29 protein-coding genes, 3 tRNA genes and 1 pseudogene are annotated in these 26,955 nt (G+C 40.9%); 19 read left to right on the top strand and 14 right to left on the bottom strand.

Annotation, left to right across the window (positions count from 1 at the left end):
* Window positions 1–125: 125 nt before the first annotated feature.
* The 15 genes and pseudogenes from acpP to F8M47_RS02160 all read left to right on the top strand — a co-directional run bounded on the left by acpP (window position 126) and on the right by F8M47_RS02160 (window position 8,268).
* Entirely contained in the window at window positions 126–359 is a 234-nt protein-coding gene (acpP, locus tag F8M47_RS02230) for an acyl carrier protein (protein ID WP_005599419.1), read from the top strand.
* Between the two features lie 190 nt (window positions 360–549).
* Window positions 550–625: transfer RNA gene (locus tag F8M47_RS02225), tRNA-Lys, on the top strand.
* Window positions 626–648: 23 nt separating this feature from the next.
* Window positions 649–724, top strand: a tRNA-Lys gene (locus F8M47_RS02220).
* A 34-nt stretch (window positions 725–758) separates the two neighbouring features.
* Window positions 759–834, top strand: a tRNA-Lys gene (locus F8M47_RS02215).
* A gap of 120 nt (window positions 835–954) precedes the next feature.
* Complete coding sequence (gene mltG, locus F8M47_RS02210; protein WP_150538596.1) at window positions 955–1,989, top strand: endolytic transglycosylase MltG; 1,035 nt, start codon at window positions 955–957, stop codon at window positions 1,987–1,989.
* A gap of 1 nt (window position 1,990) precedes the next feature.
* Window positions 1,991–2,617, top strand: a complete 627-nt coding sequence (gene tmk, locus F8M47_RS02205; protein WP_150538595.1) for a dTMP kinase — start codon at window positions 1,991–1,993, stop codon at window positions 2,615–2,617.
* Between the two features lie 3 nt (window positions 2,618–2,620).
* Complete coding sequence (locus F8M47_RS02200) at window positions 2,621–3,604, top strand: DNA polymerase III subunit delta' (protein WP_150538594.1); 984 nt, start codon at window positions 2,621–2,623, stop codon at window positions 3,602–3,604.
* A gap of 429 nt (window positions 3,605–4,033) precedes the next feature.
* A pseudogene (locus tag F8M47_RS12420) lies at window positions 4,034–4,288 on the top strand (protein NO VEIN domain-containing protein); the annotation flags it as partial.
* Between the two features lie 96 nt (window positions 4,289–4,384).
* Window positions 4,385–4,627, top strand: coding sequence for a type II toxin-antitoxin system ParD family antitoxin (locus F8M47_RS02190; RefSeq protein ID WP_150538593.1), 243 nt, complete (start codon window positions 4,385–4,387; stop codon window positions 4,625–4,627).
* Entirely contained in the window at window positions 4,620–4,904 is a 285-nt protein-coding gene (locus tag F8M47_RS02185; RefSeq protein ID WP_150538592.1) for a type II toxin-antitoxin system RelE/ParE family toxin, read from the top strand. The genes F8M47_RS02190 and F8M47_RS02185 overlap by 8 nt, the downstream gene beginning before the upstream one ends.
* A 9-nt stretch (window positions 4,905–4,913) precedes the next feature.
* The gene (locus F8M47_RS02180) at window positions 4,914–5,711 is read left to right on the top strand and encodes a TatD family hydrolase (protein ID WP_150538591.1); all 798 of its coding nucleotides are present in this window, start codon (window positions 4,914–4,916) and stop codon (window positions 5,709–5,711) included.
* 4 nt (window positions 5,712–5,715) lie between these two features.
* Entirely contained in the window at window positions 5,716–6,240 is a 525-nt protein-coding gene (locus tag F8M47_RS02175; RefSeq protein ID WP_150538590.1) for a DUF1523 family protein, read from the top strand.
* Between the two features lie 62 nt (window positions 6,241–6,302).
* The gene (lpxH, locus tag F8M47_RS02170) at window positions 6,303–7,001 is read left to right on the top strand and encodes a UDP-2,3-diacylglucosamine diphosphatase (protein ID WP_425292556.1); all 699 of its coding nucleotides are present in this window, start codon (window positions 6,303–6,305) and stop codon (window positions 6,999–7,001) included.
* Window positions 6,998–7,789 (top strand): glycosyltransferase family 2 protein, encoded by a 792-nt coding sequence (locus tag F8M47_RS02165; protein WP_150538588.1) that lies wholly within the window; start codon window positions 6,998–7,000, stop codon window positions 7,787–7,789. Before lpxH ends, F8M47_RS02165 begins: the two co-directional genes overlap by 4 nt.
* A gap of 86 nt (window positions 7,790–7,875) precedes the next feature.
* Complete coding sequence (locus tag F8M47_RS02160; protein WP_150538587.1) at window positions 7,876–8,268, top strand: YbaN family protein; 393 nt, start codon at window positions 7,876–7,878, stop codon at window positions 8,266–8,268.
* On the opposite strand, the gene xerC is transcribed toward F8M47_RS02160, so the two are convergent.
* From xerC to glyQ, 8 genes are all read right to left on the bottom strand, one after another.
* On the bottom strand, window positions 8,269–9,186 hold the full coding sequence (gene xerC, locus F8M47_RS02155; RefSeq protein WP_150538586.1) for a tyrosine recombinase XerC: 918 nt from the start codon (window positions 9,184–9,186) through the stop codon (window positions 8,269–8,271).
* Between the two features lie 176 nt (window positions 9,187–9,362).
* Entirely contained in the window at window positions 9,363–9,653 is a 291-nt protein-coding gene (locus F8M47_RS02150) for a DUF5377 family protein (protein ID WP_150538585.1), read from the bottom strand.
* A gap of 101 nt (window positions 9,654–9,754) precedes the next feature.
* Entirely contained in the window at window positions 9,755–10,519 is a 765-nt protein-coding gene (locus F8M47_RS02145) for a methyltransferase (protein ID WP_150538584.1), read from the bottom strand.
* 122 nt (window positions 10,520–10,641) lie between these two features.
* Window positions 10,642–12,708, bottom strand: a complete 2,067-nt coding sequence (glyS, locus tag F8M47_RS02140; RefSeq protein ID WP_150538583.1) for a glycine--tRNA ligase subunit beta — start codon at window positions 12,706–12,708, stop codon at window positions 10,642–10,644.
* 423 nt (window positions 12,709–13,131) lie between these two features.
* Window positions 13,132–13,500 carry an endonuclease domain-containing protein gene (locus tag F8M47_RS02135; protein ID WP_150538582.1) on the bottom strand — a complete coding sequence of 123 codons (369 nt, stop codon included), beginning with the start codon at window positions 13,498–13,500 and terminating at the stop codon, window positions 13,132–13,134.
* Window positions 13,476–14,504 (bottom strand): PDDEXK nuclease domain-containing protein, encoded by a 1,029-nt coding sequence (locus F8M47_RS02130; RefSeq protein WP_150538581.1) that lies wholly within the window; start codon window positions 14,502–14,504, stop codon window positions 13,476–13,478. The genes F8M47_RS02135 and F8M47_RS02130 overlap by 25 nt, the downstream gene beginning before the upstream one ends.
* Window positions 14,505–14,621: 117 nt before the next feature.
* Entirely contained in the window at window positions 14,622–15,320 is a 699-nt protein-coding gene (locus F8M47_RS02125; RefSeq protein WP_150538580.1) for an aspartate/glutamate racemase family protein, read from the bottom strand.
* Between the two features lie 87 nt (window positions 15,321–15,407).
* The gene (gene glyQ, locus F8M47_RS02120) at window positions 15,408–16,313 is read right to left on the bottom strand and encodes a glycine--tRNA ligase subunit alpha (protein ID WP_150538579.1); all 906 of its coding nucleotides are present in this window, start codon (window positions 16,311–16,313) and stop codon (window positions 15,408–15,410) included.
* Window positions 16,314–16,559: 246 nt separating this feature from the next.
* Between glyQ and F8M47_RS02115 the strand changes: the two genes are divergently transcribed.
* From F8M47_RS02115 to torD, 3 genes are read left to right on the top strand one after another with little or no spacing between them, the layout of a single operon-like run.
* Window positions 16,560–17,180 (top strand): pentahemic C cytochrome, encoded by a 621-nt coding sequence (locus F8M47_RS02115; RefSeq protein ID WP_150538578.1) that lies wholly within the window; start codon window positions 16,560–16,562, stop codon window positions 17,178–17,180.
* 9 nt (window positions 17,181–17,189) lie between these two features.
* Window positions 17,190–19,676, top strand: a complete 2,487-nt coding sequence (torA, locus tag F8M47_RS02110; RefSeq protein WP_150538577.1) for a trimethylamine-N-oxide reductase TorA — start codon at window positions 17,190–17,192, stop codon at window positions 19,674–19,676.
* The gene (gene torD / locus F8M47_RS02105; RefSeq protein ID WP_150538576.1) at window positions 19,676–20,281 is read left to right on the top strand and encodes a molecular chaperone TorD; all 606 of its coding nucleotides are present in this window, start codon (window positions 19,676–19,678) and stop codon (window positions 20,279–20,281) included. Before torA ends, torD begins: the two co-directional genes overlap by 1 nt.
* An 84-nt stretch (window positions 20,282–20,365) precedes the next feature.
* On the opposite strand, the gene F8M47_RS02100 is transcribed toward torD, so the two are convergent.
* The 5 genes from F8M47_RS02100 to F8M47_RS02080 are packed head-to-tail and all read right to left on the bottom strand — an operon-like array spanning window position 20,366 to window position 24,860.
* A complete protein-coding gene (locus F8M47_RS02100; RefSeq protein ID WP_150538575.1) occupies window positions 20,366–21,472 on the bottom strand; it encodes an ABC transporter substrate-binding protein in 1,107 nt (368 codons plus the stop codon).
* Window positions 21,473–21,480: 8 nt separating this feature from the next.
* Complete coding sequence (locus tag F8M47_RS02095) at window positions 21,481–21,912, bottom strand: pseudoazurin (RefSeq protein WP_150538574.1); 432 nt, start codon at window positions 21,910–21,912, stop codon at window positions 21,481–21,483.
* A gap of 3 nt (window positions 21,913–21,915) precedes the next feature.
* Window positions 21,916–22,689, bottom strand: a complete 774-nt coding sequence (locus F8M47_RS02090) for an ABC transporter ATP-binding protein (RefSeq protein ID WP_150538573.1) — start codon at window positions 22,687–22,689, stop codon at window positions 21,916–21,918.
* A gap of 15 nt (window positions 22,690–22,704) precedes the next feature.
* Entirely contained in the window at window positions 22,705–23,742 is a 1,038-nt protein-coding gene (locus F8M47_RS02085; RefSeq protein WP_150538572.1) for a FecCD family ABC transporter permease, read from the bottom strand.
* 2 nt (window positions 23,743–23,744) lie between these two features.
* Window positions 23,745–24,860, bottom strand: a complete 1,116-nt coding sequence (locus tag F8M47_RS02080) for an ABC transporter substrate-binding protein (RefSeq protein ID WP_150538571.1) — start codon at window positions 24,858–24,860, stop codon at window positions 23,745–23,747.
* A gap of 219 nt (window positions 24,861–25,079) precedes the next feature.
* On the opposite strand from F8M47_RS02080, the gene F8M47_RS02075 reads away from it, so the two are divergent.
* On the top strand, window positions 25,080–26,273 hold the full coding sequence (locus tag F8M47_RS02075) for a ribosomal protein uL16 3-hydroxylase (RefSeq protein WP_150538570.1): 1,194 nt from the start codon (window positions 25,080–25,082) through the stop codon (window positions 26,271–26,273).
* Between the two features lie 143 nt (window positions 26,274–26,416).
* On the opposite strand, the gene F8M47_RS02070 is transcribed toward F8M47_RS02075, so the two are convergent.
* Window positions 26,417–26,955, bottom strand: a 539-nt coding sequence (locus F8M47_RS02070) for an IS3 family transposase (protein WP_150538569.1), incomplete at its 5' end; no start/stop codon positions are given.

Genomic DNA, 26,955 nt, shown 5'->3' with positions numbered 1-26,955 from the left:
ATTTTAATTCTTGTGTGAGAAATTGAGGCTGGTTTGACCTTACTTGAAAAGCGTTGAATTTAGCGTTTTTTTCTTTACACTATTTAACTCTCGCACTTAGGCGAATTTCACATAGGAAAAACAAAATGAGCATTGAAGAACGCGTAAAAAAAATCATCGTTGATCAATTAGGTGTTAAAGCTGAAGACGTTAAACCAGAAGCTTCATTCATTGAAGATTTAGGTGCAGACTCTTTAGACACAGTTGAGTTAGTGATGGCTTTAGAAGAAGAATTCGATATCGAAATTCCAGATGAAGAAGCTGAAAAAATCACAACAGTTCAATCAGCGATTGACTACGTGACAAAAGCTAACGCATAATTTCAGATGAGGCGGTCAAATGACCGCTTTATTTTTTATCTAAACCCTCCGTAAAAATCCCTATTTGCTACGCTTCTGTTCAAAAATAATCAAAATCGTTTACAAACCATTCAAACAAGATAATTTTGCCAAAAATCGCTTGACCATTTTTTTTAAATCCGTATTATATGCGCCTGTTACGCAACGTTAAGGGTCGTTAGCTCAGTCGGTAGAGCAGCGGACTTTTAATCCGTTGGTCGAAGGTTCGAATCCTTCACGACCCACCATTTAACTTGCAACCTCTTCTAAAGGGTCGTTAGCTCAGTCGGTAGAGCAGCGGACTTTTAATCCGTTGGTCGAAGGTTCGAATCCTTCACGACCCACCACTTTAGAACTTTCCAAATCAGTTAAATCTGAAATGGGTCGTTAGCTCAGTCGGTAGAGCAGCGGACTTTTAATCCGTTGGTCGAAGGTTCGAATCCTTCACGACCCACCACTTATCTATTCACTTGCAAATTTTCTTGAAAAAATCACCGCTTATCTTGTGTTTATAGTGTAAAATTCATAACATTTTTACTGCAATTATTCACATATCATTTACAGCGAATTTTATTTAATGATCAAAAAACTTCTTATCTCGTTAGGGCTACTTGGCGTTGTCACTTTAGGCGGTGCTTTCTATGCTTATCACAAACTGTCCGACTTAGCTAAACATCCAATCACAGCTAAGGCTGATCAATTTTTCCTTTTAGAGAAAGGCATATCCAGCCAAAAACTGGCGCAATTATTAGAAGAACAAGGGATTGTAAACCACAACGATGTTAGCCTATTACCTTATCTGATGCGCTTTCAGCCTGAATTCAGCAAATTTAAAGCGGGAACTTACTCTCTCAACGGCTTAAAGACCGTTGAAGATTTGCTTAAACATTTTAGCTCGGGAAAAGAAGTGCAACTTAATGTGCAATTTATTGAAGGAAAAACCTTTAAAGTATGGCGTGAACAACTCGCTAACGCAAGCTATATGCAACATACTCTCAAAGGTAAATCAGAAGCAGAAATTGCTCAATTGCTTGGCATTGCCCATGCAAAGCTTGAAGGCTGGATTGCACCAGATACTTATAGCTATGTGCCAAACTCAACGGATTTAGCGCTCCTCAAACGAGCTTACCAAAAACAGCAAAAAGCGCTAGAAAATGCTTGGCAAAACCGTGCCGAAAATCTACCGCTTGCTAATCCATATGAAATGTTAATTCTTGCTTCTATTGTTGAGAAAGAAACTGCACTAGCAAGCGAACGCCCACAAGTTGCTTCGGTATTTATTAATCGCCTTCGTTTAAAAATGCGCTTACAAACCGACCCAACGGTAATTTACGGTATGGGTGAGCGCTATAACGGCAATATTCGTAAAAAAGATTTGGAAGAAGCAACGCCTTATAATACTTATGTGATCGATGGCTTACCACCAACACCGATTGCAATGCCAAGTGAAGCGGCATTAAAAGCAGTATCACAACCTGCTAACACGCCTTACCTCTACTTTGTCGCAGACGGTACGGGCGGGCATAAATTTAGTAAAACTTTAGACGAACACAACCAAGCGGTTCGTGAATGGATCAAAATTGAACGAAACAGAAAGCTTGAGAAAAAATAATATGCGTGGAAAATTTATTGTCCTTGAAGGTTTAGAAGGTGCGGGGAAAACCACCGCTCATCAAATTATTTTGTCGCAATTGGCAAAAGCGGGCAAAAATGTTGTACAAACCCGTGAACCAGGCGGTACACCATTAGCTGAGAAATTACGTTATTTAATTAAGCACGAAACAGAAGAAGCCGTTTCTGATAAAGCAGAATTGTTGATGCTGTATGCGGCTCGTATTCAATTAGTCGAAAATGTAATCAAGCCTGCGCTTGCTGAAGGAAAATGGGTATTAGGGGATCGCCATGATATGTCGTCTCAGGCTTATCAAGGTGGTGGACGTCAAATCGATCGCCATTTGCTTGAAACCCTAAAAGAAACGGTGTTGGGTAAATTTGAGCCAGATCTCACTATTTACCTTGATATCGATCCTGCTATTGGTTTGGCACGTGCAAGAGGTCGTGGCGAATTAGATCGTATTGAACAACAAAGTCTTGATTTCTTTTATCGCACCCGCCAACGTTATTTAGAATTAACTCAAAATAACGAAAAAGCGGTGATTATCAATGCTGAACAATCTATCGAACAAGTAAGTGCAGATATTCAACAAGCGGTCGAAAATTTCCTAAAAATTGCAAAATAAACTATGTTATATCCTTGGCTTCAACAGACTTATCAACAACTGACAGAATCGTTTTTACACGAGCGTGGACATCACGCCTTATTGTTTAAAACCGATTCAGGGTTAGGTACAGAAAATCTGATTCAGCATTTTGCCGATTGGCTACTCTGCCAAAACCCACAAGCAGAGCAAGCCTGCCAACAATGCAAAAGCTGTTTATTAGCTGCAAGCGGTAACCACCCAGATTTTCATCTGTTAACACCCATTGATGGTAAAGATATTGGTATTGATCAAGTACGTGAAACCAATGCTAAATTGCAAAACTTTGCCCAACAAGGTGGCAATGCGGTAGTTTATATTCGTGGTGCTGAACGGCTAACCGAAGCAAGTAGCAATGCATTACTCAAAACACTCGAAGAACCACACGATCGAGTGTACTTTTTGCTTGAAGCCCCATTACAAAGTGCCATGTTGCCAACAATTCAGAGTCGTTGCCAAACTTGGCTCATTCATCCGCCAGAAACCGATCTTGCGCTAGATTGGCTTCAAGCAAACACCCCACAGTTTGATTTTGCGTCTTGCGAAATTGCGATGCGCTTATGCCATCAGCGTCCGCTCACTTGCAAAATTTTCTTAGAAAATGACCGCTTGCAAGCACGCAAAACCTTCTTGCAAACCTTTTGGCGCTTTTTTAAAAGCCGTGATGTGTATTTACTGTTTTCTGCCTTTGATACAGAAAAAGAATACGTTTTACAGCAATTAGAATGGCTGGATAGCTTTTTTGGCGATGCGTTAAAAGCCAAAATGAATATCGCAAGTCATTGGATAAACCCTGATTTGCAGGCGGGCATTTTGCCATTTTGCCAACAACTTTCTGCTCAAGCGCTGCTGAAAGGTCATCAAATTCTGCAACAAACCCGCCAAGACTTACAGCAAGTGAATGCGGTAAATATAGAATTGATGGTGCTGGATTGTTTAACAAAATTAGTTTTAGAGGTTTTTGAGTAATGAAAAATTTATTTGTAGAATCAGGAAATGATATTTATCAGAATGTTATTAATTTTCCTTAATCATCGGATGAAATTCAAACTTTATTAGGAAAGGATCCCGCATATTTTCTCTATACTGAAATAGGTGAAAAGTATTATTTTGCAGTTTCAAAATTCTCTGCTTTTTAAAACAACATTTTTTCAACATATCGGAAAGATCACTATCGTAATCATAATGAAATCGATACCCAGGAACTAATTAAGAAAGTACTAAGTAGAGGGTGGAAACCAGGTAAAACTATTGACAAAGAGATTATCAAACAATTTAAAAGTGGATTGAAGAGAATACCAACCTAAACAAGCTATTAGATAAAGTCGATGAAATTAATTTTCTAGAAGTGTACCCTGAAGATATAATTTAGATGATGTTGTAGCTGGTTATGTTTTATATTCTAAATCAGAAGATGGAGAACGGTTTATAGAAGTTAAATCTAATTTACGCTCTAAAAATAGTGTATTTTACCTTTCAGAAAATGAATGGAACGTTTTAGAAAGTAAAGAGGATAATGCTTTTATTTATTTGATTAGAATAACTGATTTAGAAAACAAACAAGGAGAAATCGAGGAAATTCAAAACCCTATTTCCTATATAAAATCTATCGGTTGTACGAAAGAAGTTACCTATAAAGTAAACATAAAATAAATATTTAAGTAAGGCGATAACAATCTATCGCCTTTTGTTTTACTTATTGTCTAGGAACTGCTATTGTATGAATAGTTCACACAAGAGGGATTTATTATGGCAAGAACAACAAGTGTAACATTAGGCGAGCCGTTAAATGATTTCGTTAATCAAATGGTAGAAAGCGGACGTTATGGTTCAACAAGTGAGGTTGTTCGTACAGCCTTACGTTTGTTAGAAGAAAAAGAACAATATTTAGTACAATTGCGCCATTCCATTCAAGAAGGTATTGATAGTGGAGAATGTAACGATTCTTTTGATGAAATCATTACCCAGGCAAGAGGAATAGAAAATGTATAAGTTCTCGGTAAAAGCTAAACAAGACTTAACAGCTATTACCCACTATACCACAGAGCAATTTGGACGTAAGCAATCAGACGAATACTTAAACCATTTAAAAAATACCATAGAAAATATCGCTTCTTTTCCCAAAATGGGCATTTCACTAATGGATATTGGGCTAAATATTTTTAGTTTTGTTTGCCAATCTCATACTATTTATTACCAAATTAAATCAAATTATATTTTCGTGGTTCGTATTCTAAACAATAGAATGAATCACAAACATTACATGTAGGAAAAAACTTTGAACGATTTATTTATTATTGACTCACATTGTCATTTAGATGCTTTAGATTATGAAACACGCCATAAAAATGTGGATGAGGTAATTGAAAATGCGAAAGTACGCGGTGTGCATCATTTTATTTCAATTTGTACGACTGTCGGGCGCTTTGAGGCGATGAAAGCGCTTACCGCTCATCGTAACGATGTATCACTTTCGTGCGGCGTTCACCCATTGAATGTGGAAGAAGAGGCGTTTGATTACGCAAAATTACTTGGCTTTGCGCAAGATGAAAAAGTGGTGGCAATTGGTGAAACAGGGTTAGATTATCACTACACACCTGAAACAAAAGCGCTCCAACAAACCATTTTTAGCCAACAAATTGAGATTGCGAATAAAGTGAATAAGCCGTTGATTATCCACACCCGTTCAGCTCGCCAAGATACTATGGATATGCTGATTGAAGGCAAAGCAGAAAATTGCGGTGGCGTATTACATTGCTTTACTGAAGATTGGGATATGGCAAAACGTGCACTAGATATTGGCTTTTATATTTCAATTTCTGGCATTATTACCTTCCGCAATGCGGAGGAATTACGTGATGTAGTGCGCAAAGTGCCTCTCGACCGTTTATTAGTTGAAACCGATTCGCCTTATTTGGCGCCGATTCCATACCGTGGTAAACCGAATCAACCCGCTTATGTGCGCGAAACCTGTGAATATCTTGCGGCATTAAAAGGGGTTTCAACAGAAGAATTAGCTCGCATTACTACACAAAATGTGCAAAACTTATTCAAAATCCAAATATTAAAAGGTTAAACAAATGAAAGCAATGTTCAAATATTTTCTCATTCTTGTCTCCCTCTCATTCTTTATTGTATTGGGTGGAGCAGTGAATTATGCGATGCCAAGCTACGAAACCACCATGGTAACAGGTATGGAAGTTCGTCGTATGGATAAAGATGGTATTATCAGTAAAGCGAACCCTGCTGACGGTGAAGTACGTGATGTATATTTCTTATTTACTGAAAATCCAGAAACCAAAAAAGTGATGGTTTATCGTAACGAAGACACAGGCTGGGGTTTACCTCCGTATTTCAAATTTGGTTCTGCTGATATTCAAGCCAAAGCGCAAGCCTATGCAAATGAAAAACAACTAGTGCAAATCAAATATTACGGCTGGCGTATCAACTTCTTAAATGAGTTTAGAAACATTGTTTCAATCAAACCACTATCAGAAGGTGAAAGTAGTTCAATGCCAATCTTTAGTTATATTTTATATGCAGTATTAGCGCTATTATTCTTCCTTTCTGTACAACTGATTCGTGGCATTTTCCGCAACGAATAACCTACTACAAGCGGTTCAATTTTGCTAAAATTTTGCAAATTGAACCGTTTTTTATTTCCAAAATGATTTATTTTATTGCAGATCTACACCTTAACGAGGCTCAGCCTAAGATCACTGAACACTTTTTGCAATTTATGCGAGAAAAAGCACCGCTTGCAGAAAGTGTTTATATCTTAGGCGACTTCTTCGATTTTTGGATTGGCGATGATGAACAATCTCCGCTGATTACTCAGGTCAAAACCGCCTTAACGACTCTCACCACCAGTGGCGTAAAATGCTATTTTATTTGCGGTAATCGTGATTTTTTACTCGGCAAACGCTTTGCTCAACAAACAGGGATCGAACTTCTGCCCGATTATTATGTGCTGGATTTATACGGTCATAAAACCTTGCTGTGCCACGGTGATACGCTTTGTATTGATGATGTGAAATATCAGCAATTTCGCCGTAAAGTGCATCAAAAATGGCGCCAATGGCTATTTTTACGTTTACCACTTGCATTACGCATTCGCATTGCGCAAAAAATTCGAGCCAAAAGTAAGCAAGACAAAAAATCCAAAGCAGCGGAAATTATGGATGTGAATCAAGCGTTTACCGCTGAAACGGTGCAACGCTTTGGTGCAACTTATTTAATTCATGGACACACCCACCGCCAAGCGGTGCATTTTGAGCCAGAATTTACCCGTATTGTGTTAGGCGATTGGAAAGAAGACTACGCTTCTGTTTTGAAATTTGATCAACAAGGATTTGAGTTTGTATGATAGATGTGATTATCCCTTGCCATAACGCAGAGCAAACCCTCGTGCGAGCGGTACAAAGTGCATTAAATCAGCCAGAACTTGGCACCTTGTGGTTAATTGATGATGGTTCAACCGACAACACTTTGTCGCTTGCTCAACACCTACAGGCGCAACTGCCAAATAAAATTCGCGTGGAACAAATGCCGAAAAATGGTGGCGTAGCTAAGGCTCGGAACTGGGGGGCATTACAAAGCGAAGCGGATTTTATTGCGTTTTTGGATGCAGACGACGCCTATGAAGCACGCGCGCTACAAATTGCAGAAGGCATTTTCACCTTTCGTCCTGAAATCAGCGTGGTGCGTTTAGCACTCAAACCCGTTGATATAGATGAACGTTACAGTAGCCACCCTAATTTTGATTACGCTTGGCAACATATGCGTATGACATGTGGTGGCAATACCGTTTTTCGTCGTGCTTTTTTTCTTGCTTGCGGAGGCTTTCCACAACATCAACTCTTTCGTGAATTAGGCGGAGAAGATGGCGCATTAGGCATCGCAACCACTCAAATTAGTACAGTTGCCACTGCCTTTAAGGATGCAGGCGTGTTGCATTATTGTCGTGCAGGAATGCACGCAGAGCGTTTATTGAATGCGATTTTATTTAATCAAATGCCAGAAGGAGTAACGCCAGAAAAAATGGCTGAAGCGCAAGCGGTAACCAATAAAATTTGCCAACAGATTACACAATTAAAACAGTGTCTTGAAACCAAAAAAATCGGTATTAAACCGTTAAATATTCAGTGGAATTAGCCTTTTAGTATAATTAGTTGAAAATTACTAAAAATAGGTCTAGTATTTGCGTTTGAGATTAATTATCAAATGCAGATACTATTACAATGAAACTACTTTATATTTCACTAGGATTTTTATGTATTGGGCTTGGTATTTTAGGTGCTATCTTGCCAGGCTTACCCACCACACCTTTTCTTTTGCTTGCATTATTTTGCTTTAGCAAAAGCTCTCCCCGCCTACAGCAATGGTTTATGCACACAAAAATCTATCAAAAATATTTAAAAGATTACGATGAAAAACGTGCGATGACTATGAAACAAAAAATCACAATTTTAATGATTTCAGCACCATTTTGCTTGATGTCATTTTTCGTGTTGCCGAATATTTGGGGCAAACTGGCACTAGTTGCAGTGGTTATTTGCCAGTATTGGTATTTCTTCTGCAAAATGGAAACACTTCCCGCCGAAAGCCAAACGCAAACACGCTCAAACGCTTAATTATTCCTCTTCTTCTTTGCGTCTCGCTCTCGGGTGAGTCGCATCATAAATTTGTGCAAGATGTTGAAAATCTAAATTGGTATAAATTTGCGTAGTAGATAAACTACTATGCCCCAATAACTCTTGCACAGCACGCAAATCACCACTTGCTTCCAACATATGCGTTGCAAAAGAATGGCGCAATTTATGCGGATGTAAATGCGTTTCTAGCCCCTGCTTTTGTCCCCATTTTTGCATCACGAGCTGAATAGAACGGTGCGATAACCGTCCGCCACGTTTATTTAAAAACACCGCATTATTCTGTGGATTAAACTGCGGACGAACAGCCAACCACGCATTCAACGCTTGTAAGGCTTTCGAACCTATTGGCAAAATTCGTTCCTTATTCCCTTTACCTAGCACACGTACTTCTCGGCTAGCTAAATCCATATCGCCTACATCTAAACCTTGTAACTCTGATAAACGTAACCCAGAGCTATACATTAGCTCCATCATCGCAAGATCTCGCAAATCAGACGGCTCATTTGCTTCACTATTCAATAATTGCCCAACTTGTTCCGCATCAATATTCTTGGGCAAATGTTTGCTCGCTTTTGGCGCTTTTACCCCTAAGGCAGGATTCACCCTAATTTGTTGCTGCTGAACCAAATAGTTAAACCATTGGCGTAACGCAACCAAACGCAAGCCAATACTTTTTGCACTTAGCCCTTGTTTATGGCTTTGAGTAAGCATCCAACGCACTGCTGCCGCATTCACATCTTGCCACGAAGTAATCCCTGCATGGCTAAACATTTCACTTGCTGCAAGCAGCTGACGCTGATAATTAGTGAGTGTATGCACACTTGCCTGTTTTTCAATGCGTAGAAAATCCCAATACGGCTTGGTTTGAAAATAAAGCGGATTCTGTGAATTTAACATAATGCAGTCTAGGAAGGATAAAAAGAATAGCAGTAAGCGGTCAAATTTGACAAAAATTTCGGTATTATGAAGCAGTTACATAGGCATTTTTTGTAGGGGCACGCCCCTATATCATTGAAAAAATTCGCACTTTTGCACTTGCTACATAATATCGAAAAATTTAACCGCTTATTTAATTATGCAAGATTGAGCTGACCAATACGAATGCCAACATTTCCTAATGCCACTGGGCTTAAATAATCACCTAAAAACTCAAAGAGTTCATTTACATCGGTAAAGCTACGCTGGATTTTTACATCTTCTTCCACTTTACGAGTAAATTCATAACGAATACTATCACCCTCAATTTTTGCTTCTAAGGTAAGAAATACCGTTTCAAAAAAGTGGTTTACATTACCTTCTTCACCTGGATCACTGACACGTACATTCCAATGGTTACTAAATAAAATTTCGGTTTTAACTGACATTTTGTTACCTCTTTGCCGATATGTTGTGTTAAATAAGCTACCCGATAGCAGAAGTCTTCGGGCAATTTTGTTTATATGATTAATAGCATAGCATAATTTTGTTAGCGCTTACGAGCCAATAAATAAAATGGCTGATAAGTCAGAGAAACATAGCCCTCTTGGCTAAATCGCTCTTGGTATTGGCGAATAAATTCCTGATAGAAATCCTCGGTCCACTGCGCAGTATTGAGTGGAGAAAGACCCGTATAAGCCAAATGTGTCATCACCTCTTGGGGCGATTCAAATAAAAAACATAAACCGTCTTGCTCAATCGCAATAATCTCAAATGCTTGTTCAAGCTGATTTATCCAATCTAAAATAGACGGAGAACAAGAACCTTCACCAACAAGCGATCGAATTTCAGGTAAATTTTGCGGATGAACACCGTTAAACAGCAAATAGCCACCTTGTTTTAATTGACTTGCTGCACGTTGAATAAATGTTTGAGTCGAGGCTAAATACTCCACCACCGAAGCCGCTACCAATAAATCATAATCACTGCCTAATTCAGTAGTAAGTGCATCCCCCACCACAAATTGGCTTTTCATTAGTGTGAAATTGCGTTGTAGCTTCTCTGTAAGATAAGGCTGATAGTTTTCAGATACATCATTTAGCACTAACTGCTCTGTGCTAAATTTGGTTAAAAACGCTGCCGTAAATAACCCCGTACCACAACCAATTTCAAGCACTTTTTCAAAATGGTTTCGTGTATGAGCTTGCAATAACGCAAGTAGTTTCTCATTTATCGTCTTTTGTGCAATTGCATAAGATTCATAATGTTTAATCTTATCTGCGGAGGCAGATTCTAATCCTGAATCAGTATTCATATTAGTTCTCCTTTATCAATTTGGTAAAACACGCAAATTTAAAATTGTGAGAGGGATTTATCGTTATCTTAGTTTTGCTCTCAAAATAAAAAGCCCTATATCAATGCATAGGGCTATGTAGTTTATTGTAACAATGAAATATCAGCGACTTGCAAGAATAGCCCTTGTAACGTATTTAAAATCGCTAAACGATTTTGACGTAACACGGCATCGTCTGCATTCACCATTACATTGTCGAAGAAATTATCCACAGGCTGACGTAAACTCGCTAGCCTATCCAATACTTCGGTATATTCACCTTTCGCAATAAGCGGTTGGATTTCTGTCCTTAATGCCAGCACAGCTTCCGCTAATACTTTTTCAGCCTCTTCAACACAAGCGGCCTGATTTACTTCACCAATTGCAATATCTACTTTGGCAAGAATGTTGCTTACACGCTTATTCGCAGCGGCTAAGGCTTCGGCACTCTCTAATGTACGGAAATGCGACACAGCACGCACACGTGCGTCAAAATCAGATGGGCGGGTTGGACGACGGGCCAGCACCGCTTGGATTACGTCCACAGCAATGCCTTCATCTTGATACCATGCACGGAAACGCCCGAGCATAAAGTCTACCACATCAGCAACTACGTTAGTATTGATCAATTTATCGCCAAATAAAGCGGTCGATTTTTCGATTAAATCTGCAAGATCAAGCGGTAATTTTTTCTCTACGATAATGCGAAGCACACCGAGTGCTGCACGGCGGAGGGCAAACGGGTCTTTGTCGCCTTTCGGGTGCTGACCGATACCGAAAATCCCTGTGAGCGTGTCGATTTTATCCGCCAACGCCACCGAGCAAGCCACCAGCGAGTTCGGCAAATCATCGCCAGCAAAACGTGGCATATACTGCTCGTTCAACGCCACCGCCACTTCTTCATCTTCACCATCGTGGCGAGCGTAGTGCATACCCATCACGCCTTGGGTGTCGGTAAATTCAAACACCATATTGGTCATTAGATCGCATTTTGAGAGCAAGCCCGCACGTTTCGCTTGGGTTTCGTTCGCACCGATTTGTTTCGCAATCTCACCGCTTAACGCTTCAATGCGTGCGGTTTTATCACGCAATGTGCCAAGCTGTTGTTGGAACAACACCGTTTCAAGGCGTGGCAGTTGGTCTTCCAAACGCTGTTTTAAGTCGGTTTTGAAAAAGAATTCCGCATCGGTTAAACGTGGACGCACCACTTTTTCGTTACCCTCGATGATCGCTGTTGGATCTTCTGGGTTGATGTTGGAAACGAAAATAAAGTGCGGTAGCAATTTGCCCTCTTTGTCGTAAATCGGGAAGTATTTTTGGTCGCCTTTCATCGTGTAAACCAAGGCTTCCGCAGGCACGGCAAGGAAACGCTCTTCAAATTTCGCGGTGAGTACGTTCGGGTATTCCACAAGGGCGGTTACTTCGTCTAAAAGATCGTCTTCGATGTCCGCTACGCCACCAAGAGCGGTCGCTTTCGCTTGTGATTTTGCAAGAATTTCCGCACGGCGTGCGTTGAAATCGGCAATTACTGAGCCTTTTTCTTTCAGCAATTCAGGGTATTGATCGGCGTGATCGATTTGGAATTCGGGTTCACCTAGGAAACGGTGTCCACGAATGGTGCGACCGCTGGCAATGCCTAAAATTTCACCTTCGATTAACTCGCCACCGAGCAATAAGGTTACGGTATGTACAGGGCGGACGAACTGCACGGTTTTATCGCCCCAACGCATTGTTTTTGGAATTGGTAAACCAGCTAAGGCTTTTGCTACCATCGGCACAAGTAGATTTTTAGTCGGCTGACCTTCAATCACTGCACGATGAACCAGCCATTCGCCTTTGTCGGTTGCCACACGCTCCGCTTGATCCACGGTAATGCCACAACCTCTCGCCCACCCTTCGGCAGCTTTGGTTGGTTTACCCTCCGCATCAAACGCCGCCGACACCGCCGGCCCACGTTTTTCCACCTCTTTCGATGGTTGCGAAGTCGCCAAGCCCAACACTTTCACCGCCAAACGGCGTGGGCTTGCAAACCACTGCACTTCATCATAAGCCAAACCCGACTGTTTAAGTTCGGTTTCCATATTCTCTGCAAATGCAGTCGCTAATTTTTTGAGCGCCTTCGGCGGCAGCTCTTCTGTGCCGATCTCGGCTAGGAAGTTTTGTGTTGTCATTTTGTTCTCTCAAGTAAATTATTCATATTTTGTAAAAATATTTTCAAATATAACCGCTTGTACTACTCTCTCACTTCGCCAATCACTTCTGCCAAATCTCCCCTAACCCCTCTTTTCCAAAGAGGGGGATTAGTTCAGCTGAAAAGTGAATATCGAAGTTCTTCAATAAGATTTTAATTTTTCCGCTGCACTTAAATCACGCTCAAAAGCCGTCCCCCTCTTTAGAAAAGAGGGGTTAGGGGAGATTTGACAGTAGAAATTCACAGAGAAAATAGTCTATTAGTCCCTTCTATATTTATCAAATCTTCTATAATAAGATTCTAATTTTTCCGCTGAATTTAAATCACGCTCAAAAGCCGTCCCCCTCTTTGGAAAAGAGGGGTTAGGGGAGATTTGGCAGTAGAAATTTACGGAGAAAATAACCTATTCATCCTTTCCCACACTCTCCAAAAACAGATAAATCTGTTCCACTACGGCTTCAATCTCAAAATAGACTTCATCATTACTAAATCGCATCACCGTCAAACCTAGCGAATTTAATTCGGCATCACGCAAACGATCTTTTTCCTGATACTCTGGTTCATAATGCTGACTACCGTCAAGCTCAATTACCAATTTTGCTTTTGGGCAATAAAAATCGACAATGTAATTAAGCAATGGTTTTTGCCGATTAAATCGAAAACCTAATAGTTGATCTCGATTTATCCGATACCACAACTTACGCTCCGCATCTGTTTGGTCAGAACGCAATTTTTGTGAAAGCTCTTTTAACGATTTTGAGTAAGGGTGCATTTATCTCTCGCCCTTTCCACCTGCTCTTTCAACTCCAATTCTGTCGGCAAATAAGGCAGGTATTTTGCACTAAAAATCTGTTTTCTATCCGCTAGCACTGAGTATTTCGCAATCGCTTCGCTCTGCTCACTGCATAACACTAAACCAATAGTCGGATTATCATCTTCGCCTTTAAATTGTTCGTCATATAAGCGAACATAAGTGTCCATTTGTCCGATGTCTTGATGTTTGAGCTTGCCCACTTTTAAATCGATCAGCAAAAAGCATTTCAGTTTGAAGTTATAAAACACCAAATCGATATAAAAATCTTCATCATCAAACCGAACTCGCTTTTGGCGTTCGACAAAAGCAAATCCTTTGCCTAATTCCAACAAAAATTGTTGCAAGTTACTGATTATCGCAGCTTCCACACTGCTTTCTTGATAGGTTTTATCCTGTAAATTCAAGAAATCTAAAATATAAGGATCTCGCAAATAATCCTGAATGGTCTCTTGCAACGGAGCGGTTTTCTCTTCGGCTTCTTCGGCAACCAATGCTTTATTTTGGCTGGCAAGCAAACGCTCGTAATATAACACCGAAATTTGGCGATCTAATGCTCGCACCGACCAGTTATTTTCAACTGCTTCTCTTAAATACCACTCTCGAGCCTGAGGGTTTTCTACACTCAATAAACGGCGATAATGCGACCAACTTAATTCGGTACACAGTGTGTTCCAAATTGGAAACGCTAAATAAAACTGACGCATGTTGCGTAAATTTCGTTCATCAAACCCTTTGCCAAATTCAGCCGTTAAACGCTGGGAAAGATTTTTCAGCACGGCTTTGCCATACTCCGCACGGTTATTGCCTTGCTGTTCATCTTCCACAATTAACCGTCCGATTTCCCAATAGCTCTGCACCATCGCACTGTTTATCGTTTGGCGAACCTGCTGGCGAGCTTGGTGAATAACGTGAGTAATTCGGCTAAACAAATTGCTAGATAGTGTTGTGAGTTCTGTGTTCATCAATGTCTCCACGCTTTTAAAGAGAGTGAGGAAAACTACTTCTCACTAAACCGCTCTCGCTTTCTTGCCCACGCACTGCGTGGACTATTTAAAATTTGCAATCACTGATTGCAAAATCTAATTATCCACCCCCAACACAAACTCCGCAGCCGCCTTAGCATGCAGTTCAGCGGTATCGAAAAATGGCAGGGAACTGTCCGCTTGTTGGATCAATAAGCCGATTTCGGTGCAACCTAAAATCACGCCTTCAATGCCTTGCTGTTGTAATTTTTCAATCACCGATAAGAAAAACGCTTTCGATTCTGGTAACACTTTGCCTACACATAACTCATCAAAAATAATGCGGTGAATTTCGGCTTGATCCGCTTCATTTGGCACGACCGCTTGCACGCCACGTTTAGCCAAGCCATCTTTGTAGAAATCTTGTTGTATCACAAAAGCTGTGCCGAGCAAGGCGACTTTGCTCAACCCTTGCTGTTTAATCGCTGTGGCGGTGGTGTCGATAATATGAATAAGCGGAATGTTCACAGCACGTTGCACTTCATCTGCCACTTTGTGCATTGTGTTAGTCGCAATCAGCACTGCTTTTGCCCCAATTTGTTCTAATTTTTGAGCCGCATTACCAAGAATTTCCGCCGCTTTTTGCCAATCGCCCGATTTCTGACACGCCACGATTTCACCAAACTCGACACTATACACAATCACAGGGGCGGTAGTATTGCCCCCTTTGGCTTGATTAACGATCTGATTGATCTGATCGTAATAAGTTGTGGTGCTAGCTGGCGACATTCCGCCGATAATGCCGAGTGTGTTCATCGTCTCTCCTTTTGCAAAAAATGGGGGAAATTTGACCGCTTATTACCCCCCTCTCTTTGAAAAAGAGGGGCTGGGGGAGATTTAAAATTATTTACACCCTGGGAAACCCAACGCTTCACGGCTGGCATAATAGGCTTCGGCAACACCTTTGGTTAAGGCACGAATGCGTAAAATATAGCGTTGGCGTTCGGTCACTGAAATTGCTTTGCGAGCATCAAGCATATTGAAACTGTGCGCCGCTTTTAAGATGCGTTCGTAGGCTGGCAACGGGAGCGGTTTTTCTAATGCTAATAATTCTGTTGCTTCTTTTTCGTATTGTTCGAACGCTTTGAATAAGAAATCTACGTCAGCGTGTTCAAAGTTGTAAGTAGATTGCTCTACTTCGTTTTGGTGGAACACATCGCCATAGGTGGTTTTGCCAAGCGGGCCGTCAGACCAAACTAAGTCGTACACAGAATCCACGCCTTGGATATACATCGCTAAACGCTCTAAACCGTAGGTCACTTCACCTGTAACAGGTTTACATTCTAAGCCACCAACTTGTTGGAAATAGGTAAATTGAGTTACTTCCATGCCGTTGAGCCACACTTCCCAGCCTAAGCCCCACGCACCTAAAGTTGGGTTTTCCCAGTTATCTTCCACAAAACGAATATCGTGTTCCGTTGGATCAAAACCTAACATTTTAAGTGAGCCTAAATAGAGTTCTTGAATGTTATCTGGCGATGGTTTAATCACCACTTGGAATTGGTAGTAGTGTTGTAAGCGATTTGGATTTTCGCCATAACGACCGTCTGTCGGACGACGTGAAGGTTGCACATAAGCAAATGCCATTGGTTCTGGACCTAAGGCACGCAACGCAGTCATTGGGTGCGAAGTCCCTGCGCCTACCTCCATATCAAACGGCTGAACAATGGTACAACCTACATTTGCCCAGTAATCTTGTAGGGCTAAAATCATGCCTTGGAAAGTTTTTACATTAAATTTTGTTGTCATTTTACGATTCCTAAAAAATTCGTTCAAAAAGGCTAGGGTTTGTTGATAATAATCTCTCGTTCGAATAAGAAACCATTATCAACAAGCCCTTGTTATTATAGCCTGTAAGCGGTCTAATTTTGGAAATTTTTTGCAAATTTCTTTGCTAATAAGAATAGTTATTGTTTTATGATTTATATCAACATAGCTTTAAAGCTATTTTTGCTAAAATCATCACATTATTTCCTATAAAATCCGAGGTTTGCGATGAAATCTGCTTGGCTATTTGGCGTAACATTGTTTGCAATTTGTACTGCAAGTTTTGCCCAAAATCCGACCGCTTATACCCCCTCCGAATTACACCTTTTCGCTGATGAGGATTTAACACAATCCATTGGACGGCTAGAAGCGGGTGTGCCGATTAAACTGTTACAAACCAAGCAAAATGCCTCACAGGTTGAATTAGCGATGTGGCGCAAAACTAAAGGCTTTGGGCGTATTTGGTACAATCAATTTTCTAAGCAAATTACTGATGCGGTGATGGATAAGCAATTTATGCAGAACAAGCCTCATTTTAAAGTGTTAGAAAGCAAAGAAGATCCACTTACAGGTTTGATTTGGCAAAAAGTTAAATTGCAGGCATGGGTAGAAAATTCGCCATTCACCGATAGCCTTACTGATTTTTGGATGCAAACGGAGCAAACCTATAAAACTGAATGTAGCGTTTGCCATAAACAACGAGATCCGAAAATGCACGATGCGAACGAGTGGATTGCAGTGTTCAGTGGTATGGTCGGCTTTACGGATATGGACGAACCAACCCGTAAACAAGTGTTGCGCTATTTGCAAATGCACGCCTCAGATAGCCAACTCAAAACCGCTCAATAAGGAGTTAGTATGTCATCATCACTTTCAACTTCACGCCGTCAATTCTTAAAAAATATGTCGCTGATGGCAGCTTCATTTACGATGCCAAATTTCCTAGTGCCATGCGCTAACGCAGAAACATCCTCACAAGCGGTCGAAAATGATTGGAAAATTACAGGTGCGCAATGGGGTGCAGTTCGAGCCAAAATTAAAAATGGCAAAATTGCCGAAATTAAACCGTTTGAATTAGATAAGCACCCCACTGAAATGATTAACGGCATCAAAGATTTGGTGTACGGTGAAGCTCGTATTCGTTATCCAATGGTGCGCTTAGACTGGCTAAAACAGCGCCACAATAGCAATAAAAATCAGTGCGGTGATAACCGTTTTGTGCGTGTCAGTTGGGATGAAGCGCTGGATCTGTTCTATGAAGAACTCGAACGTATTCAGCAAAATTACGGACCTTGGGCCTTGCATACCGCCAATGTTGGTTGGCGCTCTTCTGGTCAGTTCCACAGTTGTGGTAATCATATGATCCGTGCAATTGCGATGCACGGATCGAGTGTTGGTACGGTGAGTGATTACTCAACAGGTGCAGGACAAACTATTTTGCCTTATGTATTGGGTTCGACTGAAGTCTATTCACAAGGCACATCGTGGGAAATAATCCTAAAGGAAACCGAAAATTTAATTTTCTGGGCAAGCGATCCCGTGAAAAACTTACAGGTTGGTTGGAACTGTGAAACCCATGAAGCATACACTTATTTAGATCAACTCAAACAAAAAGTAGCTGAACAAAAAATCAATGTGATTAGTGTTGATCCTGTTAAAAGTAAAACGCAAAACTTCCTTGGCTGTAAACAACTTTATATTCATCCGCAAGCGGATGTACCATTTATGTTGGCAATTGCTCACACGCTATATCGTGAGAATTTATATGATAAAGCATTTATTGATATGTACACGCTCGGTTTTGAGCAATTTGTCCCTTACTTACTCGGCAAAACCGAAGACCGAATCGAGAAAACGCCAGAATGGGCGGCAGCCATTTGTGGGATTAGCGCTGATGAAATTCGTCAATTTGCTCGAATGCTTGCAGGCAAACGGACACAGTTGATTTTCGGTTGGGCGATCCAACGCCAACAACACGGCGAACAACCTTATTGGATGGGCGCAGTGCTGGCTGCGATGCTTGGACAAATTGGGCTGGCGGGTGGTGGTATCAGTTATGCCCACCACTATAGTTCAATTGGAGTATCTAGCTCAGGTGCAGCTATGCCAGGTGCTTTCCCATCTAATTTAGATGAGGGGCAAACCGCTAAATATACCAATAAAGATTATCAAGGCTATAGCGATGTGATTCCCGTTGCTCGCACTTCGGATTCGTTACTACATGCAGGGGAAACCATTGATTACAATGGCAGAAAAATTACCTATGCGCCGTATAAAATGGCGATTTTCTCTGGCTGTAACCAATGGAGCCGCCAATCTGATTTAAATAAGATGAAACGAGCCTTCCAAAAATTGGAAACGGTAGTGTCGCTCAATTATAGCTGGACTGCTACTTGCCGTTTCTCAGATATTGTTTTACCAGCTTGTACGCCATTTGAACGTAACGATATTGATGCCTACGGTTCGTACAGTAACCGAGGCATTTTAGCGATGCAAAAATTAGTTGAGCCGTTATACGAATCTCGTCCTGATTTTGAAATTTTCAAAGATTTATGTCGCCGTTTCGGCAAAGAAAAAGAATATTGCCGAGGTATGGACGAAATGGCGTGGTTAGAGCGTTTATACAAAGATTGTCGCAATCAAAACCGTGGTAAGTTTGAAATGCCATCGTTTGCTGAATTTTGGCAAAAAGGTTATGTATTATTCCCTGAAGGCAAGCCTTGGGTGCGCCATGCTGATTTCCGTGAAGATCCTGAATTACACGCACTGGGTACACCTTCTGGCTTTATCGAAATTTTCAGCCGTAAAATTGCAAGTTTCGGCTATGCTGACTGTAAAGGTCACCCAATGTGGTTTGAAAAAGCGGAGCGCTCACACGGCGGGCCAAAATCAGATAAATATCCATTCTGGCTACAATCAGTGCATCCAGACAAGCGCTTACATTCACAATTATGCGAAGCCCAATCGCTACGAGAAACTTATAGTGTACAAGGGCGAGAGCCGTTTTATATGAATCCACAAGATGCGGAAAAATTAGGTATTAAAGACGGTGATTTAGTACGAGTGTATAACGAACGTGGGCAAGTGTTAGTTGGTGCAGTGCTATCTGAGGATTTTCCAATGGGCGTAGTACGCTTACAAGAGGGGGCTTGGTATTCTCCGCTGGATGAAAGCGTGGGTGCGATTGATACTTACGGTTGCCCAAACACTCTTACACTGGATATCGGTGCTTCAAGTTTATCGCAAGCGACTTGCGTGAGTACTTGCTTGGTCAATGTAGAAAAATGGCATGGCGATGCACCTGCGCCGAATGGTTTTAGTGGTGCAACGGAGGTAACTCGCTAATGCAAAAAACAGTACCGCTTAGCCAAGAAGAATGCCTATTTAGTTATCGCTGGCTACATTCCGCATTTGCAAAAGAGCTTACTTCACCTCAATTGCAAGCGTTACAAACAGGTCAATTTGCTCCATTTTTTGCCATACTAACGGAACTGGGCTTTCAGGCACCTGTTGCGGATTTGCAAAATGAAATCGCAAAATTGACCGCTTATGATACACCTCAATTAGAACTGGCAGCCGATTTTGCGCAATGCTTTTTATTGGAAGGAAAACTCAGTGCATTGCCTTACGCTTCAGCTTATTTAGATGAACGAGATCTTGAGCAGAATTTGTTAAAAATGGATCAATGGCTAAGTAAATTTCAATTGAAAATCAACCGCTTGCAGAAAGAGCCTAGCGATCATCTCTGTGTTTATTTGGAAGTATTGATCAAATTAATTGAAACGGAACAACCTTGCGCTATTCAGCAACAATTTATTCAACAGCAATTGCTGAGCTGGCTTCCACAATGGGCTAAAAAGCTAGCCCAAATCAAAAGCACTACCACCTTTTACCAAGTATTGAGCCAATTATTACTCGACCTGCTACAACAAAAAATCAGTGAATCCTAAAGCATTACGGACGCTAAAGTGCGTCCGTAAGCGGTTAAATTTGCTGAATTTTTGCAATGACTAATCTACCATCACTGCCTTTAGCTATTTTAACTTAATAAAAAATGTACCTTGTGGAATAACAGGTAAATATTGACGATGAAAATCAAGATAGGTTTTTTCTGGATCAATATCTTTGAATTGTGCAGGATACAATGCTTTCGCCATAAATTGCGCACTGGCTAAATCGGTAATAGAACGAGAAGCAGTATGGTAAATGCCGTAAACATTGCCCTTTTTCACCGCTTGTACATTCAACCACCCTGCACGTTGCGTAAATCCTGCAAGGCGTTTTTGGGCATCCATTTCACTGATATTGATCCCCATTGCCATAATTTCAGCATTTTTATCTGCGCCCATTTCAGTGCCAGAGATAATCACCACTTCTGGATTTGAAGTCAAGAATTGCTCAGGATTAATTGGTCCCCAGTTTTCAATAAATGGTGCTGCAATATTATCTCCACCGACAGTATCGGCAATCGCCCCCCACATATTTTTACCGAAAGTAAAACTGTATTCCGCAGGGCCTTTATTACCGAATTCAATGTAAATTTTTGGTGGTTTTAGACCGCTTGCCGCCACACGTTTTTGAATCTCTTTAATGCCTTGTTCATACTCATCAGCAATTTTATTTGCCCGTGTTTCTGTGCCAGCTAACTTCCCAAAAAGTTGAATACTTTTGGTATGCTTCTCAACAGTTTGCGCATTAAAATCCACAACCACAATCGGAATACCTGCCTGTTCAATGCGAGGAATATCGCTTGCAATCGTTTGATATTGCCAATCAGCTAACACTAATACATCTGGCTTTAACGCTAAGGTTTTTTCTAATGAGAAAGTACCAGTATTAATATTCCCAATGTCTGCCATTTCCGTTAAATTGGGTAGTACTTGACTAAATAGCGCCCAACTTCCTGGGTTAAATGTTTCCCAAAACTCGCGAGAAATGCCCACCACGTTTTGGAAATTTTCAGCGCCTGTTGCTGCAATATAATCAGGATAGTAAAAGCCAAGCACAATACGCTTAGCTGGCACATTCACTTTTACTTGGCGATCCAATACGTCTTGTAACACGGTTACTTCCGCTTGTGCCGATACGCCAGCCAAAAGTAACAAGCTTGCAATAAGGTGTTTAAAATACTGCTTTTTCATTTTTACCCTTATTTCACTTGATCTAGATATTCAAATAAGCGCCCTTTATGTTCAGTGGTGCGTTTCTCAATTTTTTCTACTTCTTTGGTTGCATTGTCTAAATTAGTTGGCTGACCAACTTGAATAATACCACTCATATTCATCATTCGATGTGGTGGGCACACATAAACGTAAACGCCCTCATGAGTTAAAGTAAGGCTAAATTTTTCATCCTCTTTGGAGAGAAATTTCTCAGCTCCTTCTGGCACCACTTTACTTTGCACCCAATGCCCTTTATGTGTCGGTACAAAAGTCACCGTGTCACCGACTTCCGCTTTTAAAAAGCCAGGTTCAAACACCATACCGCCGTCTTTACCGTTATCTAACATTTTCACTTCATACTCGGCAGCAAACAGCCCGCCTGAGAATATTAGCAATGTACTAAATAATAATTTTTTCATTGATTACTCCTTATGAGAACGACGCAACGGGCGAATGACTGGTTGCCCAGTGCTATCGTATAAAATTTCAATTTCAACGTTATACAGCTGACGGATAAGATCAGCTTGTAACACCTGTTTTACTTCGCCAAAAGCTTGCAATTTACCATTACCCAATAAAATCAAGCGATCCGAAAATTGCGCTGCAAGACTCAGATCGTGCAATACCATCAACGTAATCAAATTATGTTGTTGCGTATATTGACACACCTGTTCCAATAAATTGATTTGGTGGTGCATATCCAAAGCACTGACGGGTTCGTCTAACAATAAAATTTCTGGCTGACGCACTAACACTTGAGCGAACATTACCATTTGCCTTTGTCCGCCACTTAGCTGCATCACATCTTGATGCGCAAGGTGGGCTATACCAAGCTGTTGCATAATCGAGGCAACTTCTGTCAGTAATTCATCACTAACATGCATACTTAGTTCTTCCACTCTGCCGAGTAAAATTACTTCTAAAGCGGTAAGCGAGGCATCCACTTGAGTATCTTGTGGCATATACCCAATTCGTTTACGCCATGCCGAAAGCATGCGTTTAGTTAAGCTTTGATCAGCATAAGAAATGTTCCCAACCCCATTAATTTCACCAAAAATCGTTTTTAATAACGAAGATTTCCCCACGCCATTTGGGCCTAACACCGTATAAATTTTGCCTTTTTCAAGCGATAAATTTAACTGGTCAGCAATCACTCGCGATCCTCGTTGAATATGCAAATTTGTAAGTTTTAACATAAATTCTACCGCTTTTTATTTCTTGGTTAGCACGATCCAGAAAAAGAAAGGCACCCCAACAAATGAAGTGATAATCCCGACAGGGAACAGTGCACCAGGCACAATCACTTTAGATAATACCGAGGCGACCGACAAAAACGCTGCTCCAATTAGCATTGCTCCAGGTAGGAAAAAGCGTTGATCCTCGCCTAATAACATACGTGCAACGTGTGGTGCAACCAAACCAATAAAACCAATAATGCCAACAAAACTAATGGCTGTTGCAGTCATAATCGCCACAATCACCAATGTTTTTAAACGTAGCGATTGTAAATTGATTCCTAAGCTAAGCGCCCGTGCTTCGCCCAAACGTAAAGCGGTCAATTTCCACAAATCTTTTGCAAGTAACGTAACACAAACCGCTGTTACAACAGTAGCAATCAGCAAATTTTGCCAAGTTGCTTTGGTTAAGCTACCAAACAGCCAAAATAGAATTTGCTGCGAAATTTCAGGGGAGGCAATAAATTGAATGAGTGATAACAAAGATTGAAATAAAAACAGTAATGCAATTCCAACTAACACCAACATTGCCGAACTAAAACGCCGCATTGAAGCAAATAAAAATAAAACCCCAGAAGCGAGCATGGTCATTACAAATGCACCAAATGGCACAGCAAAAGCGGAAGGTAAACCAAAGCCACCAAATGCAATAACGGTTGAAGCACCAAGCCCCGCTGCGGCGGCTAAACCTAAGGTATAAGGGCTTGCCATTGGGTTATTCAGTAAGGTTTGAATTTCTGCCCCGCCAACGCCGAGTGCTGCTCCCACCACCAATGCCATTAACGCCATAGGTAAACGCAAGTCATACACAATCACGCTGGTTGTGGTTTCTACGTCATCAAAGCGCAACAGTGCTTTAACTACTTCGTCCAACGGTAGCATTGACGGACCTGTGACAATATCAAATACCACCCCCACAGCACTAATCACCAGAAAAGTTAACACAACAAACCAACGCTTGCGTTCCAGCTTACGTTGGTTTTGAACGATGTTTTCAATCGTTACTTGATTCATAGCTATTTACTCTCTGGGTAGAGATAAAACGTACCCTGCGGTACGAGAGGTAAGTTTTTACGATAGAATTCTTGATAAGTTTTAGTTGGATCTAAATCTTTGAATAACTCTGGATACACCGCTTTTGCCACAAATTGAATTGAAGCACTATCCGAGAGGGTGCGAGAGTTAGCATGATACACGCCATATAAGCGTTGATTTTTAATTGCAGGTAATTCAGACCAGCCCGCCCGTTTAGCAAACCCAGCAAGGCGTTTTTGTGCTTCCGCTTTATCAATATTAAAACCCGCCACCATTGCATCAGGATTTTTATTCAGTTCGGTTTCTCGCCCTGAAATAATCACCACATCGGGTTTCGCTGCAACCACTAATTCAGGATTGATCGGGCTATAAAATTCCACTGCATTTTTGGCAATATTTTCTGCACCGACTAAATCAAGCATCGCCCCCCACATACTCTTACCAAAGGTAAAACTATGCTCTGCTGGCCCCTTATTGCCAAACTCCACATACACTTTCGGCTTTGGTAAATTGGCTGCTGCCACACGATCTTGAATATCTTTCACCACCGCTTTGTATTCATCATTCAACTGCTTCGCTTTCGCTTGTTGCCCTGTTAATTGACCAATGATCTCGGTTGATTTAACGTGTTTATCCACCGTTTGAGCTAAATAATCCACCACTACCACAGGAATGCCTGCTGTTTCTAGTGGCTCTAAATCTGAATCCAATGCTTTAAATTGCCAGTCTGCCATTAATACAAAATCAGGTTTCAGTGCTAAAATTTTCTCAACCGAAAAAGTGCCTACTTCAACTTCACCAATATCTTCTAACTGATTAAGTTTTGGCACAACTTTACTAAACTCAACCCAACTCGCTGGCGCCCAATCAGACCAAACGGCTTTCGAAAAGCCCACTACATTATCAAGCGCTTTATCACCGCCAATCGCCATATAATCTTGATAATTAAAGGCTAATACTACTCGTTTAGCGGGTAATTCCACCGTTACTTTACGATCTAACACATCAGTAATTTCCGTTGGCTTAGCATTTGCTAATCCAGAAAAAGCAAATAATGTTGCAAGTGCAGCTGCAGTTAATTTTGTTTTTTGTAACATAAACTTTCCTCAAAAATGCAATCAATCAAAATTAATAATATTTATTTTAGTATACTTTTAATAAATACGAATAATTATTAATTGAATTTACATAATTGTGTGATCTACATCACAAAAGCAATACATTTTAACGAGCATTTAGCTGATATAGGGCAAGAAATTCAAGCATTTATCAGGTAGAATAGTTTTAATCAAAGAGAAAATACATGAGGAGCATCTATGAACATTCCATTCTGCTTACCTGAAAACATTACCCCAGAAACCTTTTTGCGAGATTATTGGCAAAAACGACCGCTTCTAATCCGCAATGGCCTGCCACAGATTGTTGGTTTATTTGAGCCAGAAGATATTATGGAGCTAGCGCTAGAAGAGGAAATCACTGCTCGCTTAATCAAATGTGAAAACGAGCAATGGTCGGTAAAAACAAGTCCATTTAGCGAAGCAGACTTGCAAAATCTACCTGCTCAATTCTCTGTTATGGTACAAAACCTAGAACAATGGTCGCCAGAACTCGGTGTATTATGGCAAGCGTTTAGTTTCTTACCACAATGGCAACGCGACGACATTATGGTATCTTGCTCCCCAAAAGGAGGCACTGTCGGTAAACATTATGATGAATATGATGTCTTCCTTGTGCAAGGCTATGGTCAACGCCGCTGGCAACTTGGTAAATGGTGCGATCCTTCAACCGAATTTAAACCAAACCAGCCGATCCGCATTTTCGATGATATGGGTGAATTAGTGTTGGATGAATTTATGAACCCAGGTGATGTGCTATATGTGCCTTCTCGTATGGCGCACTACGGTGTTTCAGAAACCGATGGGCTAACTTTCTCATTTGGTTTACGCTATCCAAATGCAGCAGATCTGCTCGAAAATTTCTGCAAAACTTTAGAACATCACTCAGAAATGATTGCTGGCTCTGAATTTAATATTCCATTCCGTCTTGCACCGCATGAACAGCCCAATGCGCTACTTGACCCAAAAATGGTGAAGGTGCTTAAACATCAATTAATTGATTTGCTACAAAATTCGGATCAATTTGATGAAATCTTTACCCATAGCGTTGCGAGTGCGGTAAGTTCACGCCGTTATGACTTATTGCAAACAAATAACGAATATTACCCAGACGAAGTTCAAGGTATCTTGGAAGAAGGAGGATGGATTCAGCAAGATGCGAATGCCAAAATGCTTTACACCGAAAATCCACAGCGCATTTATGTAAACGGTGAATGGATCGATGAATTAAATGAAGCGGAACAAAATTTATTGATTCGTATCGCCAACGGAGATACGATTTCATGGAATAAACTCGCTTCAAAAGTGAAAAGCCAAGAAGAGTTGGAACTATTACTAGATACAATTTGCGATTGGTTAGATAGCGGTTGGATTCTTTTAGAAGAAGCAGAATAATCTAGATGTTAAGTTAATATGAAAGGTAGGAATTCCCTGCCTTTCTTTTTACAAGCGGTCAAATTTGCCCAAACTTTTGCAAAAGATTAACCAAAATCGACCGCTTTTTGATCTGCCCCCCAAAAGTTGGACAGGTTAGTACACTATAAATATTGAGCTCTGTATTGTGCAGGGCTCAATCCTTTTAAATCCATTTTAATACGCTTTTGGTTGTAATACATCACATATTCTTCCAACTCAGCCTGTAGTTCCGCTATCGACGTATAGTTGCGGTTGTAAAAACACTCTGATTTCAAAATGCCAAAGAAACTTTCAATCACCGCATTATCATAGCAGTTCCCCCGTCTGCTCATGCTCTGTATCGCTTTGCCTTCCAGCATCTGCCGCCATTCGCTCGTGCCGTAAAGTACGCCCTGGTCGCTGTGAATAATCGGGCAATCCGTCACACTTAATTGGCTAAGCCCTTGTTCCAACATCTTTTTTACCATCGAGAATTTGGGACGTGTGGCAAATTGATAAGCGATAATTTCGCGATTCGCCAAATCCATCAACGCCGAAAAATAAAGCTTCGCTTGCCCAAGATGAAATTCGGTGACGTCCGTTACCCATTTTTGATTCGGCTTCGTCGCATTAAAATCACGATTGAGTAAATTCGGCGCAATATATGACGTTTTACCGCGTT

This window comes from Actinobacillus vicugnae (genome assembly GCF_901687125.1).
Taxonomy (GTDB): Bacteria; Pseudomonadota; Gammaproteobacteria; order Enterobacterales; family Pasteurellaceae; genus Actinobacillus; species Actinobacillus vicugnae.
The sequence above is the reverse complement of the archived record's forward strand: the minus strand, read 5'-3'. Positions and strand labels throughout refer to the sequence as shown.